This window comes from Ferrovibrio sp. (assembly GCF_035304305.1).
Lineage (GTDB): Bacteria > Pseudomonadota > Alphaproteobacteria > Ferrovibrionales > Ferrovibrionaceae > Ferrovibrio.
Genome location: NZ_DATGQG010000013.1, coordinates 1 through 15,020, shown reverse-complemented (window position 1 = coordinate 15,020; position 15,020 = coordinate 1). Strand labels below are relative to the sequence as shown.

The 15,020-nt window shown below is 65.1% G+C and carries 15 protein-coding genes; 9 read left to right on the top strand and 6 right to left on the bottom strand.

Features of this window, described 5'->3' with window-relative positions; genetic code table 11:
• Positions 1 to 82: 82 nt before the first annotated feature.
• Together rpoZ and folK are read right to left on the bottom strand one after the other, a co-directional pair.
• Positions 83 to 481, bottom strand: coding sequence for a DNA-directed RNA polymerase subunit omega (rpoZ, locus tag VKZ87_RS01250; protein ID WP_324219418.1), 399 nt, complete (start codon positions 479 to 481; stop codon positions 83 to 85).
• A 109-nt stretch (positions 482 to 590) separates the two neighbouring features.
• On the bottom strand, positions 591 to 1,100 hold the full coding sequence (folK, locus tag VKZ87_RS01245) for a 2-amino-4-hydroxy-6-hydroxymethyldihydropteridine diphosphokinase (RefSeq protein ID WP_324219417.1): 510 nt from the start codon (positions 1,098 to 1,100) through the stop codon (positions 591 to 593).
• 90 nt (positions 1,101 to 1,190) lie between these two features.
• Between folK and VKZ87_RS01240 the strand changes: the two genes are divergently transcribed.
• Together VKZ87_RS01240 and VKZ87_RS01235 are read left to right on the top strand one after the other, a co-directional pair.
• On the top strand, positions 1,191 to 1,865 hold the full coding sequence (locus tag VKZ87_RS01240) for an NYN domain-containing protein (protein WP_324219416.1): 675 nt from the start codon (positions 1,191 to 1,193) through the stop codon (positions 1,863 to 1,865).
• 12 nt (positions 1,866 to 1,877) lie between these two features.
• Entirely contained in the window at positions 1,878 to 2,513 is a 636-nt protein-coding gene (locus VKZ87_RS01235; protein WP_324219435.1) for a uracil-DNA glycosylase, read from the top strand.
• 5 nt (positions 2,514 to 2,518) lie between these two features.
• Here the strand turns inward: VKZ87_RS01235 and VKZ87_RS01230 are convergent, their stop codons facing one another.
• Positions 2,519 to 4,099, bottom strand: coding sequence for an ABC transporter substrate-binding protein (locus tag VKZ87_RS01230; RefSeq protein WP_324219415.1), 1,581 nt, complete (start codon positions 4,097 to 4,099; stop codon positions 2,519 to 2,521).
• Positions 4,100 to 4,152: 53 nt separating this feature from the next.
• On the opposite strand from VKZ87_RS01230, the gene VKZ87_RS01225 reads away from it, so the two are divergent.
• Entirely contained in the window at positions 4,153 to 5,718 is a 1,566-nt protein-coding gene (locus VKZ87_RS01225) for a M81 family metallopeptidase (protein ID WP_324219414.1), read from the top strand.
• A 4-nt stretch (positions 5,719 to 5,722) separates the two neighbouring features.
• On the opposite strand, the gene VKZ87_RS01220 is transcribed toward VKZ87_RS01225, so the two are convergent.
• Genes VKZ87_RS01220 through dapA form a run of 3 tightly spaced genes read right to left on the bottom strand, consistent with a single transcriptional unit; the run spans position 5,723 to position 7,818 of the window.
• The gene (locus VKZ87_RS01220; protein ID WP_324219413.1) at positions 5,723 to 6,394 is read right to left on the bottom strand and encodes a sulfite oxidase-like oxidoreductase; all 672 of its coding nucleotides are present in this window, start codon (positions 6,392 to 6,394) and stop codon (positions 5,723 to 5,725) included.
• Between the two features lie 27 nt (positions 6,395 to 6,421).
• A complete protein-coding gene (smpB, locus tag VKZ87_RS01215) occupies positions 6,422 to 6,883 on the bottom strand; it encodes an SsrA-binding protein SmpB (protein ID WP_324219412.1) in 462 nt (153 codons plus the stop codon).
• A gap of 8 nt (positions 6,884 to 6,891) precedes the next feature.
• Positions 6,892 to 7,818, bottom strand: a complete 927-nt coding sequence (gene dapA / locus VKZ87_RS01210; RefSeq protein WP_324219411.1) for a 4-hydroxy-tetrahydrodipicolinate synthase — start codon at positions 7,816 to 7,818, stop codon at positions 6,892 to 6,894.
• Between the two features lie 142 nt (positions 7,819 to 7,960).
• Here dapA and VKZ87_RS01205 point away from each other — a divergent pair, with 142 nt between their 5' ends.
• The 6 genes from VKZ87_RS01205 to VKZ87_RS01180 form a co-directional block, all read left to right on the top strand.
• Entirely contained in the window at positions 7,961 to 10,108 is a 2,148-nt protein-coding gene (locus VKZ87_RS01205) for a lytic transglycosylase domain-containing protein (RefSeq protein WP_324219410.1), read from the top strand.
• Between the two features lie 22 nt (positions 10,109 to 10,130).
• Positions 10,131 to 10,808 (top strand): haloacid dehalogenase type II, encoded by a 678-nt coding sequence (locus VKZ87_RS01200; RefSeq protein WP_324219409.1) that lies wholly within the window; start codon positions 10,131 to 10,133, stop codon positions 10,806 to 10,808.
• Complete coding sequence (locus tag VKZ87_RS01195) at positions 10,805 to 11,668, top strand: alpha/beta hydrolase (protein WP_324219408.1); 864 nt, start codon at positions 10,805 to 10,807, stop codon at positions 11,666 to 11,668. The genes VKZ87_RS01200 and VKZ87_RS01195 overlap by 4 nt, the downstream gene beginning before the upstream one ends.
• Complete coding sequence (gene ggt, locus VKZ87_RS01190; RefSeq protein ID WP_324219407.1) at positions 11,668 to 13,398, top strand: gamma-glutamyltransferase; 1,731 nt, start codon at positions 11,668 to 11,670, stop codon at positions 13,396 to 13,398. The genes VKZ87_RS01195 and ggt overlap by 1 nt, the downstream gene beginning before the upstream one ends.
• Before the next feature lie 2 nt (positions 13,399 to 13,400).
• Positions 13,401 to 14,405, top strand: a complete 1,005-nt coding sequence (locus tag VKZ87_RS01185) for a threonine/serine dehydratase (RefSeq protein WP_324219406.1) — start codon at positions 13,401 to 13,403, stop codon at positions 14,403 to 14,405.
• A gap of 57 nt (positions 14,406 to 14,462) precedes the next feature.
• A partial coding sequence (locus tag VKZ87_RS01180) for a beta-ketoacyl synthase N-terminal-like domain-containing protein (RefSeq protein ID WP_324219405.1) occupies positions 14,463 to 15,020 on the top strand: 558 nt, incomplete at its 3' end.

The window sequence follows — 15,020 nt, the reverse complement described above, 5'->3', positions numbered from 1 at the left end:
CAAACGGTTGGACATAAACATTAATTTTGATCAGAAACCCTGCGGGGACAAGCCCGCAGGCGCCGGAAAACCGAGGTTTTGCCTATTCTTCGTCGCCAAGCTCCGCAGCGCCGGCCGCGTCATCTGCTTCGCCGCCGTCGGCTTCCTCGATCATCATGCCTTCGGCCAGGTCCTCTTCGGTTTCCTGCTGCACGCCGGCCCACTCGCCGGACTGCATCAGGGCCGCCATGTTGTCTTCCTCGGGCTCGTCGACCTCGACATGCTTCTGCATGCCGCCGATCATCCGCTGCCGCAGACCCTCGATGTCGATGGTTTCCTCGGCGATTTCACGCAGGGCGACGACCGGATTCTTGTCGTTGTCGCGGTCCACGGTCAGCGAGGCGCCGGAGGAAATGGCCCGGGCGCGCTGGGCCGCCAGCAGAACCAGCTCGAAGCGGTTCGGAATCTTGAGGACGCAATCTTCAACGGTGACGCGGGCCATCGGGCTACCCTGAAACGAGGATGTGGCTGAAGCACGCCTTACTAAGGAGCTTTCGCCGCTTTTGCAAGCCCCGGCGGAAGCGTCCCAGCGCTGCCTTGAGGCCAGAAATCTATTCTATCTTATTGATTTTTAATGGATTTGCCAGCATGATCAGGTTCTGGATCTCCATGCCATCGGCGGGATGGCGCCAGTTTGGCGCCACCTCCTGAAGCGGCAGAAGGACGAACAGCCGCTCCCGGAGCCGCGGATGGGGCAGAACCGGCGTCCCTTCCGCCCCGCCGGACTGGCGGCCTCGGTAGTCGATCAGGTCGAGATCGAGGACCCGGGCCTCCCAGCGCTTGCGTCTCACCCGGCCAAACCGGCTTTCCAGATCATGCAGCCGGGCCAGGACCTCCGCCGGCTCCAGGGCTGTCGCCACCTCGACCATGCCGTTGATGAAATCCGGCTGGTCGCCGGCCGGCTGGGCCGGTGAGCGCCACCATGACGAGTGCCGGAGGACCCTCATATCCTGCGACGGGAACAGCGCCAGCGCAGCCTCGAGCGTCTCGCGCGGCGTGCCGCTGCTACCCGGCAGATTGGCGCCTAGTGCAATGTAGATTCCGCCATCGGGCTGAGACATTTTCCGCTTGCCTTACGCATCGCACTGGCCCAGAGATCAGGCCATACGAACACATCATAGAACTCAAGTCTTAGTGCGAAGGAATTTCTGATGAAATTTTATCCCCAGGAGCGTGTGGCGCTCTTCATCGACGGTGCCAACCTCTACTCCGCCGCCCGCAGCCTCGGTTTCGAGATCGATTACCGCCGTCTGCTGGAGACCTTCCGGAAGGAAGCGCATCTGGTGCGCGCCTTCTACTACACCGCCCTGGTCGAGGATCAGGAGTATTCGCCTCTGCGCCCCCTCATCGACTGGCTCGACTACAACGGCTTCACCATGGTGACCAAGCCGGCCAAGGAATACACCGATGCCATGGGGCGCCGGAAGGTGAAGGGCAACATGGACATCGAGCTGGCCATCGATGTCATGGAGATGGCGCCGCATCTCGACCATGTCGTGCTGTTCTCCGGCGACGGCGATTTCCGCCGGCTGGTGGAAGCCATCCAGCGCAAAGGCCTCCGCGTCAGCATTGTCAGCACCACCAAGACCCAGCCGCCCATGGTGGCGGATGAGTTGCGCCGTCAGGCCGACGTTTTCATCGAACTGCAGGATCTGTCGTCGAAGATCATGCGCGAGCACAGTTCACGCGAAGCCTCCCGCGCCGGCCTGCAGGCAACCCTGCGCACCGGCCAGTCCCATGTCGCATCAACGAACTCTTCCCCCGCTCAGGCGATGGACGTCTTCGACGAGATCGACACCGCCGACCCGCGCAAGCATCTGCGCTGACCCGTGACAGCCATGTTCCCGGTACCCGACCGCAATTGCGGCCTCTGCCCGCGTCTCGCTGCATTCCGCGATGCCAACCGCGCCGCCTATCCTGACTTCTTCAACGCGCCCGTTCCGGGCTGGGGCGACCCGCAGCCAACCCTGCTGATCGTCGGTCTGGCGCCGGGGCTGAAAGGGGCCAACCGGACCGGGCGACCTTTTACCGGGGACTATGCCGGCGACCTGCTCTACAGCACGCTGATCAAATATGGGTTTGCCCGCGGCGTCTTCCGGGCCGATCCCAATGATGGTTTGCAGCTCGTACGCTGCCGCATCACCAATGCCGTGAAATGCGTGCCGCCCGAGAACAAGCCGACCCCGGCTGAAACCAGGACCTGCATGAGCGCATTCCTGGAAAAGGAAGTCGCCAGCATGACGAATCTGAAGGCCGTGCTGGTGCTGGGCCAGATTGCCCATGTCGCCCTGCTCGACGCCCTGAAGGTCAAGCGCGGCACGGCGCCGTTCGGCCATGGTGCGGAAAACCCGCTGCCGAACGGCGCGACGCTGTTTTCCAGCTATCATTGCTCGCGCTACAACACCAATACCGGCCGGCTGACCGAAGCGATGTTTCATGCGGTCTTTGACCGCATTGCTTCGGTCGCCGGCTGAGCCGGTCAGGCTTTCGGCTTCATCATCTTCGCATTGAAGCGCCGCTCCGGCCGGGGCGTGATCACGATGTCTTTCTTCCCCGCGAGATCCCAGGCCGGATGGAAGACCGGGATGATCGCCTGCTCGTGCATGCAGGCTTCGATCGCCTCCTGGACCAGCTGCTTCCGCTTTGCCGGGTCCATCTCACCCTGCGCCTTCTCGATGAGCGCATCGAGCTGCGGGTTGGAGAACTTGGTCCGGTTCGCCGTCCCGTAGATGCCGCCCGGGGTATGCACCAGGGCGCGCGGTCCGATCGAGGCCTCCTCGGTGCCATACTGGGCGATGAAGGCCGAGTATTCCTGCTTCGTCGCCTGGCTGAAAAACACCGTGCCGGGCAGCGCCTCGATGGCGACCTGGAGACCGAGACGGGTCCAGGTCTGGCCGATGGCCTGCGCGATGTCACGGTCCTTCGGATAGCGGTCGCCGGTGGAATGCAGCGTGATCTTGAAGCCGTCACCGTAACCGGCTTCGGCCAGCAGCTTCTGCGCCTGCGCCAGATCGAACGGATCGACCTTCAGCTTCTGGCTGGTCCCCTCAAAGGTGGACGGCAGAAACTGCGAGGCAGGTATGCCCGAACCGTCCAGAAGGCGATCGACAATGAGTTGCCGGTTGATCGCAAGCGACAGGGCCTTGCGCACCCGGCGATCCTTCAGCGGATTCCCCTTGAGCGGCGGCTGGCCATCCTTGGCCGACACGAACGGGCTCTGGTCACGCACGGCATCGAGGGCGATATAGTGCACCACCGCTGCCGGGCCGCTGGCAACCGCAAAACGCGGGTCGTTCTTGATCCGCGGCAGATCGATCGAGGGAACCTCGTCAATGGCGTCAACATCTCCCGACAGCAGCGCGGCAATCCGGCCGGCATCGCCCTTGATGACGCGTTCGGTCACCCGTGCCCAAGGCTCCTTCGGGCCCCAGTAATCGTCATTCCGGTCGACCACAAGGCGCTCGCCGTTCACCCATTCGACGGCCTTGTAGGGGCCGGTGCCGATGGCGGCAGCGCCGGAGTTGAAATCCGCCGTGCTGGCACCGGCATGCTTCTTCGAGATGATGAAAACGCGGGCGAGATCGCTGGCCAGGGTCGGCGTCGGCGTCGAGGTCCGGAAGCGGACTCTGTAGTCGCCCAGTTTCTCAGCCTTCTCGATCGAACGGGTGAACTGCGTAAACGGATTCGGGCTGTTCGGCACCTTCGGCACGCGTTCGTAGGTGGCGATCACGTCATCTGCAGTGAAGGGTGACCCGTCATGGAACTTCACTCCCTGCCGCAGTTCGAATTCCCAGGTCAGCTCATCCACGGCCTTCCAGGAGGTCGCGAGCGCGGGCATCAGATTCAGGCCGTTATCCAGCGCGAGCAGCGCATCGAAGATCAAGCCGTGGGACGAACCCTGCGGAAAGCCATTGAAGAAATGCGGGTCGAGTGTGTTCAGCTCGAGCTTGGTGCCGATCACCAGATTGCGCGCGGTCTGCGCAAAAGCGCCGGGCAAGGTGGCTGACAGGGCAATCGCCGCGGTTCCGCCCATGAACAGGCGTCGTGAAACGGAAAACATCGGCGCATCCTTCCCTTCTGTTGTTCTGGCAGCCTAGTATTAGTTGCGTCGCAATGAGTCGGAAAGTCAATCGCATCATGCAGTCTGGAACTATAACCTCGCGTAATACTCCCCGTATTGCCATCGGTGGCTTCATGCTGGAGAGCAACGGGCATGCGCCGGTCTCCACCCGCGAGGAATTTGCCGCCAACGTCCTGCTGGAAGGCGAAGCGCTGCTGAACGACCTGCGCCAGACCAACCCGCGCAGCCCGACCACGCTGACCGGTTTTGCGGCAGAGATGGACCGCACGGGCAACTGGGAGCGCGTGCCGCTGGTGATGGCCGCCGTGGGCGCCTCCGGACCCGTCGACCAGGTCTTCTTCGAGGAAATCGTCGCGCGGATGAAGTCGCTGCTGCGCGATGCCGGGCCGGTCGATGCCGTGTTCCTGTCGCAGCATGGTGCGGCGATCGCCACCGGCGACGACGATCCCGACGCCACGATCTTCCGTGCGGTCCGCGAGATCGTCGGCCCGGATGTTCCGGTCCTTGCCACCCTCGACCTCCATGCCAATGTCAGCGCCGACATGGTCGAACTGGCGGACCTGCTGGTCGCCTACCGCTGCAATCCCCATACCGACATGGCCGAGCGCGGCGCTGACTGCGCGCGGCATCTGCGGGCCATGTTGGGCGGCCTGCGCCCCAGAGCTGCTTTCGTGAAACTGCCCTTCATTCCGCCCTCCACCAGCCAGAACACGAAATCGGGCCCCTACGCCGATGTCATTGCCTATGGCCAGAGCAAGGTCGGCGACGGGGTCATCGACGTTTCCGTTTCTTCCGGCTTTTCGCTGGGCGACACACCGAAGAACGGCATGTCGGTGATCGTCAGCGCGGCCGACAAGGCCAGGGCCGAACGCGTGGCCCGTGACGTGGCGCGCTTCGCCTGGAGCCAGCGCCATCGCTTCACCGCTAATCTCACGAGTCTCGAGGAGTCCACGCGGCTGGCCAGGGCCTGCGGTGAGGATACCTCGCGTCCCTCCCTCCTGTTTGCGGATGTGGCCGACAATCCGGGCGGCGGCGGCCGCGGCAATACCGTCTATATCCTGCGGGCCTTCCATCAGGCCGGCGTGAAAGGCTGCGCCATCGGCCCGGTCTTCGATCCGCCGCTCGCGGCCGAGGCGCATCGGCTCGGCATCGGCGCCACCTTCGAGGTGCGCTTCAACCGGGACGAAACCACCACCTTTTCCGAAACCTTCACCGCGCCCGGAAAGGTGATCGCCCTGAGTGATGGCGTATTCGTCGGACGCCGCGGCATGGCAGCCGGCCGCACGATCGACATGGGCAAGGCGGCGCTGATTGCCGTCGGGGGCATCCAGATCGTGGTCACCAGCATCCGCCACCAGGCTCTCGATCCGATGTTCTTTGAAAGCCTGGGTGTCGATATCGCGAATCTGCGCAGCCTGGTGGTGAAGTCGCGCGGCCATTTCCGCGCTGGCTTCGACATCTTTTTCAGCGACGACCGGATCATCGAGGTCGATGTCCCCGGCCTGACCACACCGGTCCTGAAGAACGTCCCCTGGAAACGCGTGCCGCGGCCGATCTATCCGCTCGACCCCGACATGGAGTGGCAACCGCCGGCCTGAGGGATCAGCCGTACCGCTCCTCCTTCCAGGGATCGCCAGTATTGTGGTAGCCGCGCACCTCCCAGTAGCCGGGCACGTCGCGATCAAGGAAGGTGATCTGTTTCACCCACTTGGCCGACTTCCAGAAATAGAATTGCGGCATGACGATCCGCACCGGCCCGCCATGCTCGCGGGTCAGCGGCTGCCCTTCCCATGAATGGGCGAGCAGGACGTCGGGGGCGGAAAACATTTCCAGCGTGACATTGGTCGTATAACCGTCATAGGACTGGAAAACGATATGCTTCGCATCCTGGTGCGGCTTGACCAGTTCCAGGAAGTCCGTCGCCTTCACGCCGCTCCAGCGGTTGTCGTAGCGCGACCAGGCCGTCACGCAATGGATGTCGGAAACCAGGTCGCTCTGCGGCAGGTCGAGAAAGTCGTTCCAGGTCAGCCTGACTGGGCTGCCGACCAGGCCCTCGACGCTGAGCTGCCAGCGTTCGAGCTGGATGTTCGGCTGCACGCCGAGATCCAGCACCGGCCATTCGCGCACCAGGCGCTGGCCCGGCGGCAGGCGGTTCCGCGCCGGTGACGATGTCTCGCCCGTGAGCAGGCGGCCATCGCGGGCCCATTGCTGCTTGCTGGCAATCAGCTTGTCCTTGAACTGGCCGATCAGGCCGGGCTTGTAGTCGTCGCTCATCGCCACTCCATCGGCGGCAGGAGCGTCTCAGCCCCTGTCGCGCAGCAGTCGCTGCTTCTCGCGGTTCCAGTCGCGTGTCTTCTCGGTCTCGCGCTTGTCGTGCAGCTTCTTGCCGCGGGCCAAGGCAATCTTGACCTTCGCCCGGCCGCGCTCGTTGAAATATATGCTGAGCGGCACAAGGGTCACCCCCCCGCGCTTCAGGCTCCCGATGAGTTTACCGATCTCCTTGCGCTTCAGCAGCAGCTTGCGCTGCCGCCGCGGCTCGTGGTTGAAGCGGTTCGCTCCGTGATACTCCGGAATGTGCGAATTGATCAGCCAGATCTCGCCGTCCTGCTCGGTGGCATAGGCATCCTGGATGCTGGCACGGCCGCTGCGCAGGCTCTTTACCTCCGAGCCCACGAGCACAATGCCCGCATCGAAGGTCTCGTCGAGATGATAGTCGAAACGCGCCCGGCGGTTATCGGCCACCGTGCGTGGTTGCTGCGCCATTCAAAGCCTTACTTCTTTTTCTTGGCTTTGGCCTTGGCCTTGCCGCCGGACTTGGCCTTCGGACCCTGCAGGCCAAGCGACTTTACCAGTGCCTTCACTTTGGCCTGGGTTTCCTTGCCCGGCGGCACCAGCGGCAGGCGCACCTCGCCGGAGCATATGCCGAGCAGTTCGGCCGCATACTTCACCGGGCCCGGGCTGGTCTCGGCGAACAGCGCCTTGTGCAGCGGCATCAGCTTGTCCTGGATCGCCAGCGCCTTGGCATGATCGCCGGCCAGGCTCGCCTCCTGCATCTGCGCCACCAGCTTCGGCGCAATGTTGCCGGTCACAGAGATGCAGCCGGTGCCACCATGCGCATTGAAGGCCAGTGCCGTGGTATCGTCGCCATCGAGCTGGCAGAACTTGGTGCCCGAAGCGGCACGCTGCAGCAGCGGACGCTCAAGATTGCCGGTGGCATCCTTCACGCCACGGATGCGCGGCAGCTTCGACAGCGCCGCCATGGTCTCGACCGACATGTCGATCACGCAGCGCGGCGGGATGTTGTAGATGAAGATCGGAATCCTGGTCGCGTCGTGGATGGCCTTGTAATGCGCATACAGGCCGGCCTGGGTCGGCTTGTTGTAGTAGGGCGTGACGATCAGCGCCGCATCGGCGCCGGCCTCCTGGGCATGCCGGGTCAGCTCGATCGCCTCGTCGGTCGAGTTCGAACCGGTTCCGGCCATCACAGGCACGCGGCCATGGGCAGCCTCGATGCAGATCTCGACCACACGCTTGTGTTCGTCATGGCTGAGCGTCGGCGATTCCCCGGTGGTGCCGACCGGCACCAGGCCATGGGTGCCCTGGGCGATCTGCCACTCGACGAAGTCGCCGAACGCTTTTTCGTCCACCTTCCCCTTCCTGAAGGGGGTGATGAGTGCGACGAACGAGCCCTTGAACATCGGAGTTCCTTTACTTTTGCCCATTAAAATACGGATAGGTCGCGACCTTACCCGCGCCGGAAGCCCCCTTCAAGGGCAAGCCGAGCTTTTGCCGGTAGGCGCCTGCTGCTATCATCCTGCCTGGATTTGCGAAAGTGTGGCCGTGCCAGCATTCCGATTTGCGTTTACCGTCCGCCCAGTCCTGCGCATCGCCTGCGCCGCGCTGATCCTTACCGCCGCCGGGTTTCCGCCTGCCCTCGCCAAGTCAGCCAAAACGACCGGCAAGTCCGAGCTGGCCGCCCTCAGCGTACCGGTACCCGGCACCAAGCCCCGGCGCGGCACTCCGCCGGCGAAGCCGGAACAGACCGAACTGCCGTCCCATCGCACCCTGCTGAGCGCCTCCGACCGCGATCTCGGCCGCAAGGCCATGACGGAAGCCGAGGCCGGTCGCTTCGATGCCGCCCGGCGGATCGCCGCCCAGGCCCGCGAGCCGCTTGTCGGCGAGCTGATCCGCTGGCTCTGGGTGCAGACTTCAGGCAGCGGTGCCGGTTTCGACGATATCGCAGCCTTCCTGGCCAGCAAACCGGACTGGCCGGCCCGCGACGCAATGCTGCGCCGGGCCGAGGAGAACATCGACATCAGTCTGGGTGACACGCGCATCCTCGAATGGTTCGCGGCCAACCCGCCGGTGACCGGACTGGGCTGGATGCGCCATGGCGAGGCCCTGCTGCGGCAGGGCCGCACCGAAGAAGCGATGGTCTCACTGCGGCGGGCCTGGGTGGACGGCAACCTGGCGCCAAGTGACGAAAAGTCGTTGTGGGTGGAGTATGGCGGGCGCTTTTCCAATGCCGACCATGCGGCGCGGCTGGACCGCCTGCTCTGGGAGGGCAATATCGAAGCCGCGCGCCGCATGCTGCCGCGGGTCAATGCCGAGACCCGTCAGCTGGGCGAGGCCCGCATTGCCCTGGCCACCAATCGCGACGGCGCCGACCGGCTGGCTCAGTCCCTGCCCGAGCATCTGCGCAGCGACGGCGGCCTGGCTTACGACCGGCTGCGCTGGCAGCGCCGCCGCGGCATGGACGACATTGTTGAAGCGCTGCTCTACAACGCGCCGGAAGACCTGGGCCGCGCCGAAAAATGGTGGGTAGAACGGCATTTCCGCGCCCGCAAGGCCATCGCGGAGGGCCGCATTTCGGAGGCTTACCGGCTGGCGGCCGGTCACGGCCTGAAGGAAGGCGCATCCCGTGCCGAAGCGGAATGGCTGGCAGGCTGGATCGCGCTTCGCCTGCTGCAGGAGCCGGCGGCTGCGCTGCAGCATTTCACCGCCCTGGCGGAAACGGTCAGCTATCCCGTCAGCGTGGCGCGGGCAGCCTACTGGCTTGGCCGTACCCATGAGGCTTTGGGCAACGCCGAGGAGGCACGGCGGCAATATGCGCTCGCTGCCGAGCACAGCACCACCTTCTATGGCCAGCTCGCCGCCCATGCGCTGAACCCGGGCGAGCCCCTGTTCCTCGCCGATCCGATCCAGCCGAGCCGCGAGGAGATCCGCAAATTCGACAGCCGCGAAGTGGTGCGCGCAGCGCGCATCCTTGTCGAGCTCGGCGAGGAATCCCGCCTGCGCCCCTTCATCCTGCGGCTGGTGCATACGGCAACAACGCCGGAGGAGCACAAGCTGGTCGCGCAGCTGGCCCGCGACCTGCGGCGCGTCGATCTGGCCGTGATGGCGGCGAAACGGTCCGCGCGCCAGAACATCATCCTGCTGCGCGAGGCTTATCCGCTGGTCGATCCGATGCTGCGTACGGAGTCTCCGGAAACGGCGCTGGTTCTGGCGCTGGCGAGGCAGGAAAGCGAGTTCAACCAGTTCGCCATTTCCTCCGCGGGCGCCCGCGGGCTGATGCAGCTCATGCCGGCGACTGCCAAGGGGGTCGCCAAAACGCTCAAGGTCCGCTACCAGACCGCCAAGCTGACCGACGACGCTGCCTACAATGTCAGACTCGGCTCGCACTATCTGCAGGATCTGCTGCGGGACTGGGACAACAACTATGTCCTTGCCCTGGCGGCATACAATGCCGGGCATGGACGCGTGCGGCGCTGGGTGCAGGAATGGGGCGATCCCCGCCATCCCTCCGTGGACGTCATCGACTGGATCGAGCTGATCCCGTTCTCGGAAACCCGCAATTACGTGCAGCGGGTGCTGGAAGGCGTCCAGATCTACCGCTCGCTGCTGGGCCAGCAGCCGGTCAGCACCGAGCGGATGTATGTCGACATGCGAGGCCGGCCGATGCAGGTCTGCGGATTGGCGAGCTGCTGAAAACCGGCTATCAGGGAGGCGCATGAGCCCAGCCATCAAGGCCTGCATTTTCGATGCCTATGGCACCCTGTTCGACGTCAACGCCGCGGCACGTGCGCTGGCCGACGAACTCGGACCGCAATGGCAGGCCCTTTCCGAGCTCTGGCGTGCCAAACAGCTGAGCTATTCCTGGCTGCGCAGCCTTATGGGTGCGCATGCCGATTTCTGGCAGGTCACCGAAGAGGCTCTGGACTTCGCGCTGGAAAGCTGTCGCGTCGCCGATCCCGCCCTGCGCCAGCGCCTGCTCGACCTCTACTTCAGTCTCGCCTGCTATCCCGAGGTGCCAGCCATGCTGCAGGCCCTGCGGCGCGCCGGCAAGGTGACAGGCATCCTGTCCAATGGCTCGCCCGCCATGCTCGAGGCCGCCTGCCGCTCGGCCGGAATCACGGAGCTGCTCGATCACGTCGTCTCGGTCGAGGAAGTGGGCATCTTCAAGCCCGACCCGCGCGTCTATCGCCGGATGGCGGAACGGCTCGACCTGCCACCGGAGGCCATTGCCTTCCACAGCAGCAACGGCTGGGATATTCATGCCGGCAAACGCGCCGGCTTTTTCAGCATCTGGGTAAACCGCAGCGGCCAGCCGCCCGAGCGGCTGCCTGACCCACCCGATGTGGTCCTGCGCGACCTGAGCGAAATTCCTGCCATTCTGGGGGCGGCATGAGCGACGGCTTCACCGAACACTACTTCCACACCCAGGATGACCTGCGTCTGTATTACCGCGATTACGGCGATCGCCGCTCGCCCCGGCCGCCGCTGATCTGCCTTGCCGGCCTGACCCGCAATTCAAAGGACTTCCACGACGTCGCCCTGCGCTACGCCGAAACGCGGCGCGTCATCGCCCTCGATTACCGTGGCCGCGGCCGCTCGGCCTATGATCCGGACCCGGAGAATTACCAGATCCCGGTCTACCTGACCGACGTCATGCACCTGCTGGCGGTGACCCATACACATCGCGCGGTGTTTCTGGGCACTTCCATGGGCGGGATCGTCGCCATGGCCATGACGGTTGCGATGCCCGCGGCTCTGGCCGGCGTCATTCTCAATGATGTCGGCCCCGAGATCAGCGAAACCGGCCGGCAGCGGATCGCCGGCTATGTCGGTACGGAAGTGCGGGTGAGTTCCTTCGAGCAGGCCGCCGAGATGTGGCGGCAGAATTACAGCCTCGCCTATCCGCGGCTCGACCGGGATGGCTGGCTGAAACTCGCGCGCGCCACGTTCACGGAAGATTCCGTGAGCGGCGGCATCCGACTCGACTACGACCTGAAACTTGCGGTCGCATTGCGCGAACAGTCGAAATCGCCCCTGCCCGATCTCTGGCCGCTGTTCCGCGGCCTGCGCAACGTGCCGCTGCTGGCGCTGCGCGGCGCGTTGTCCGACATCCTGACAGCCGACACGCTGGTCCGGATGAAGCGCGAGCATGCCGGCATGATCGCGGTGACGGTACCCGAGGTCGGCCATGTGCCGATGCTCGACGAGCCGGAAGCGGTTACGGCGATCGACTCCTTCCTCGAATCACTCTGATGCTGCGGCTTTTCGCAGGTTTCGCCCTTCTCGTCTGGGCGAATACTCCACTGGCGCAGACCGCGCCGGCACCTGAAGCTGCCTCGGGACGCGAAACCAAGAGTGCCGTCCACGCCGAACGCCAGATCGTCGCCGCGGCCCATCCGCTGGCGGCGCAGGCCGGCATCGCTATTCTCCGCAAGGGCGGCAGTGCGCTGGATGCCGCGATAGCGGTGCAAATGATGCTCAACCTCGTCGAGCCGCAGTCGTCGGGCATCGGCGGCGGCGCCTTCATTCTCTACTGGGATGCAGGACAGCAGAGGCTCTACGCCTATGACGGCCGCGAGACGGCTCCTGCAGCCGCAACACCGGACCGATTCCTGACCGCCGACGGCCGTCCGATGCCATTTCGCGAGGCTGTCGCCAGCGGCCGCTCTGTCGGCGTCCCGGGCCTGCTGCGCGCGCTGGAACTGGCCCATCGCGCGCATGGCAGGCTGTCCTGGGCGGAACTGTTCGCGCCTGCCATCACGCGCGCCGAACAGGGCTTCGCGGTTTCGCCCCGTCTGCACAAGCTGCTGGATGGCGATCCCGCCCTGCGGCACGATCCCGCGGCCCGCGCCCTCTATTACAACGCCGATGGCAGCGCCCTTGCCGTCGGCACGCTCCTGCGCAATCCCGCCCTGGCCGAAACCTTCCGGCAGATCGCAGCCGGTGGCCCCGACACCTTCTATGACGGCCCGCTCGCCGAAGCGATGGTCGCGGCCGTGCGCAACCATCCGCGCCTGCCGGGCGATCTCTCGCTGGCGGATTTCTCCGGATACCGGGCTCTCGCGCGGGAGCCGCTCTGCGGCAGGATTCGCCTCTTCACCATCTGCGGCTTTCCGCCCCCCAGTTCGGGCGGCATCGCCACGCTGCAGATCCTCGGCATTCTCGAAGCGCTGGGCCCCGCGCAGCCGGGGCCCGTCAGCCCCACGGACATCCACAATTATGCCGAAGCCGGCCGGCTGGCCTTTGCCGATCGCGACGTCTATGTCGCCGACGCCGATTTCATCGCCGTGCCCGTGCAGGGCCTGATCGACAAGGCCTATCTGCAGGCGCGCGCCCGGCTGATCCGGGCCGGCGAAAGTATGGACCGCGCAGTTCCCGGAGAGCCGCCCGGCCGGCGCGGCTTGGCGCCGCCATTCGGCAATGGCCCGATCGAAGCCGGGACCAGCCATATCTCGATCATCGATGCTGACGGAAATGCGGTGGCCATGACGAGCAGCATCGAAAGCGCCTTCGGGGCCCGGATCATGGTCGGCGGCTTCCTGCTCAACAACCAGCTGACCGATTTCTCCTTCCGGCCCGTGGTCGGCGGCCGAGCCGTGGCAAACCGGGTCGAGGCGCATAAACGGCCGCGCAGCTCGATGGCGCCCACCATCCTGTTCGATGCCGGCGGCCGGCTCTATGGCACACTTGGCTCGCCGGGTGGCAGCGCGATCATCAACTATGTGGCGCGCAGCATCTGGCTTGTACTGGACAAGGGGTACGACCTGCAGGCGGCCTTCGACCTGCCGCATTTCGGCAGCCGTAACGGCCCGACCGAACTGGAGGCCGGTGCCCCGGTGGACTGGCACATGGCCCTGCAGGCGATGGGACACGACGTCCGCACACTGGAAATGACCAGCGGCCTGCATGGTATAGTGCGCGGCCCGCGAGGCTGGATCGGCGCCGCCGATCCGCGCCGCGAAGGAATTGCCGTCGGAGAATGATGATGAACGCGCCCGCGAAACTCCCCCTGCCGACCGTTGCCGATGTCGAGGATGCCGCACGGCAGTTGCGCGGTGTCGCCGTCCGCACGCCGCTGCTGGAGAACCCGTATCTCAACGAGCGTCTGGGCGGCAGGCTGCTGATCAAGGCCGAACCGCTGCAGGTCACCGGCTCGTTCAAGTTTCGCGGTGCCTATAACCGCATCAGCAGGCTGAACCCGGAGGAGCGCAAGCGCGGCATTGTCGCCTTCTCCTCCGGCAACCACGCGCAGGCCTGCGCCTGGGCAGCAAAGATCACGAACACGCCTGCGGTCATCGTGATGCCGAGCGATGCTCCGAAAATCAAGATCAGCAACACCCGCGCCTATGGTGCCGAGGTGGTGCTTTACGACCGCCAGAACGAGGACCGCGAAGCCATCGGCCGGCGCTATTCCGAGGAGCGCGGCATGACTCTGGTGCCGCCGTTCAACGATCCGTACATCATCAGTGGCCAGGGCACGATCGGCCTGGAGATCGCCGCGCAATGCGCCGAGCGGGACATCAAGCCCGATGCGGTGCTGGCGCCGGCCTCCGGCGGCGGCTTGATCTCCGGCATCTCGCTGGCGATCCGGGATCGCCTGCCGGGCACCGATGTCTATTGCGCGGAGCCCGACCAGTTCGATGATATCGACCTTTCTCTGAAGGCGGGCAGGATCGTCAGTCACGCCGGCAAGGGCACCACCTTCTGCGATGCGCTGATGGCCCCCCATCCCGGCGACCTCACCTTTGGCGTGATGAACGCCAACCTGAAGGGCGCGGTATCGGCGACGGATGCGGAAGTCGAAACCGCGATGGCGACGACCTTCCACTATTTCAAACTGGTGGTGGAGCCCGGCGGGGCCTGTGCACTGGCCTCGGTGCTGAACGGCAAGCTTTCGTGCGCTAACCGCATCGTTGTCGTGGTCACGTCGGGCGGGAATGTTGACTCCGCCCTCTACTCAGCCATCATCGGCCGTGCCTCGCCCGTCTGAACAGACGTTCCAGGCAGACATACAGCCCCGATCTCGAGAGACCCCAGGGAGAGACATATGACCGAGGCTTTCATCTGTGACGCCATTCGCACGCCTGTCGGCCGCTATGGCGGTTCGCTGTCCGCTGTCCGCGCCGACGATCTCGGCGCCATCCCCATCAAGGCGCTGATGCAGCGCAATCCCGGCGTTGACTGGGCGGCCGTGGAGGACGTGATTTTCGGCTGCGCCAACCAGGCCGGCGAGGACAATCGCAACGTCGCCCGCATGTCGGCCCTGCTGGCGGGCCTGCCCGACAAGGTCCCCGGCATCACGGTGAACCGCCTCTGCGGCTCCGGACTGGAGGCAGCCAGTGCGGGCGCCCGCGCCATCAAGACCGGAGAATCGGACCTGATCGTCACCGGCGGCGTGGAAAGCATGAGCCGCGCGCCTTTTGTGATGCCAAAGGCCGACAGCGCCTTCTCGCGCACCGTGGAAGTGCACGACACCACGATCGGCTGGCGCTTCGTCAACAAGCTGATGAAGCAGAAATACGGCGTCGATTCCATGCCGGAGACGGCCGAGAATGTCGCCGAGCAGTTCCGCATCAGCCGCGCCGATCAGGATGCTTTCGCGCTG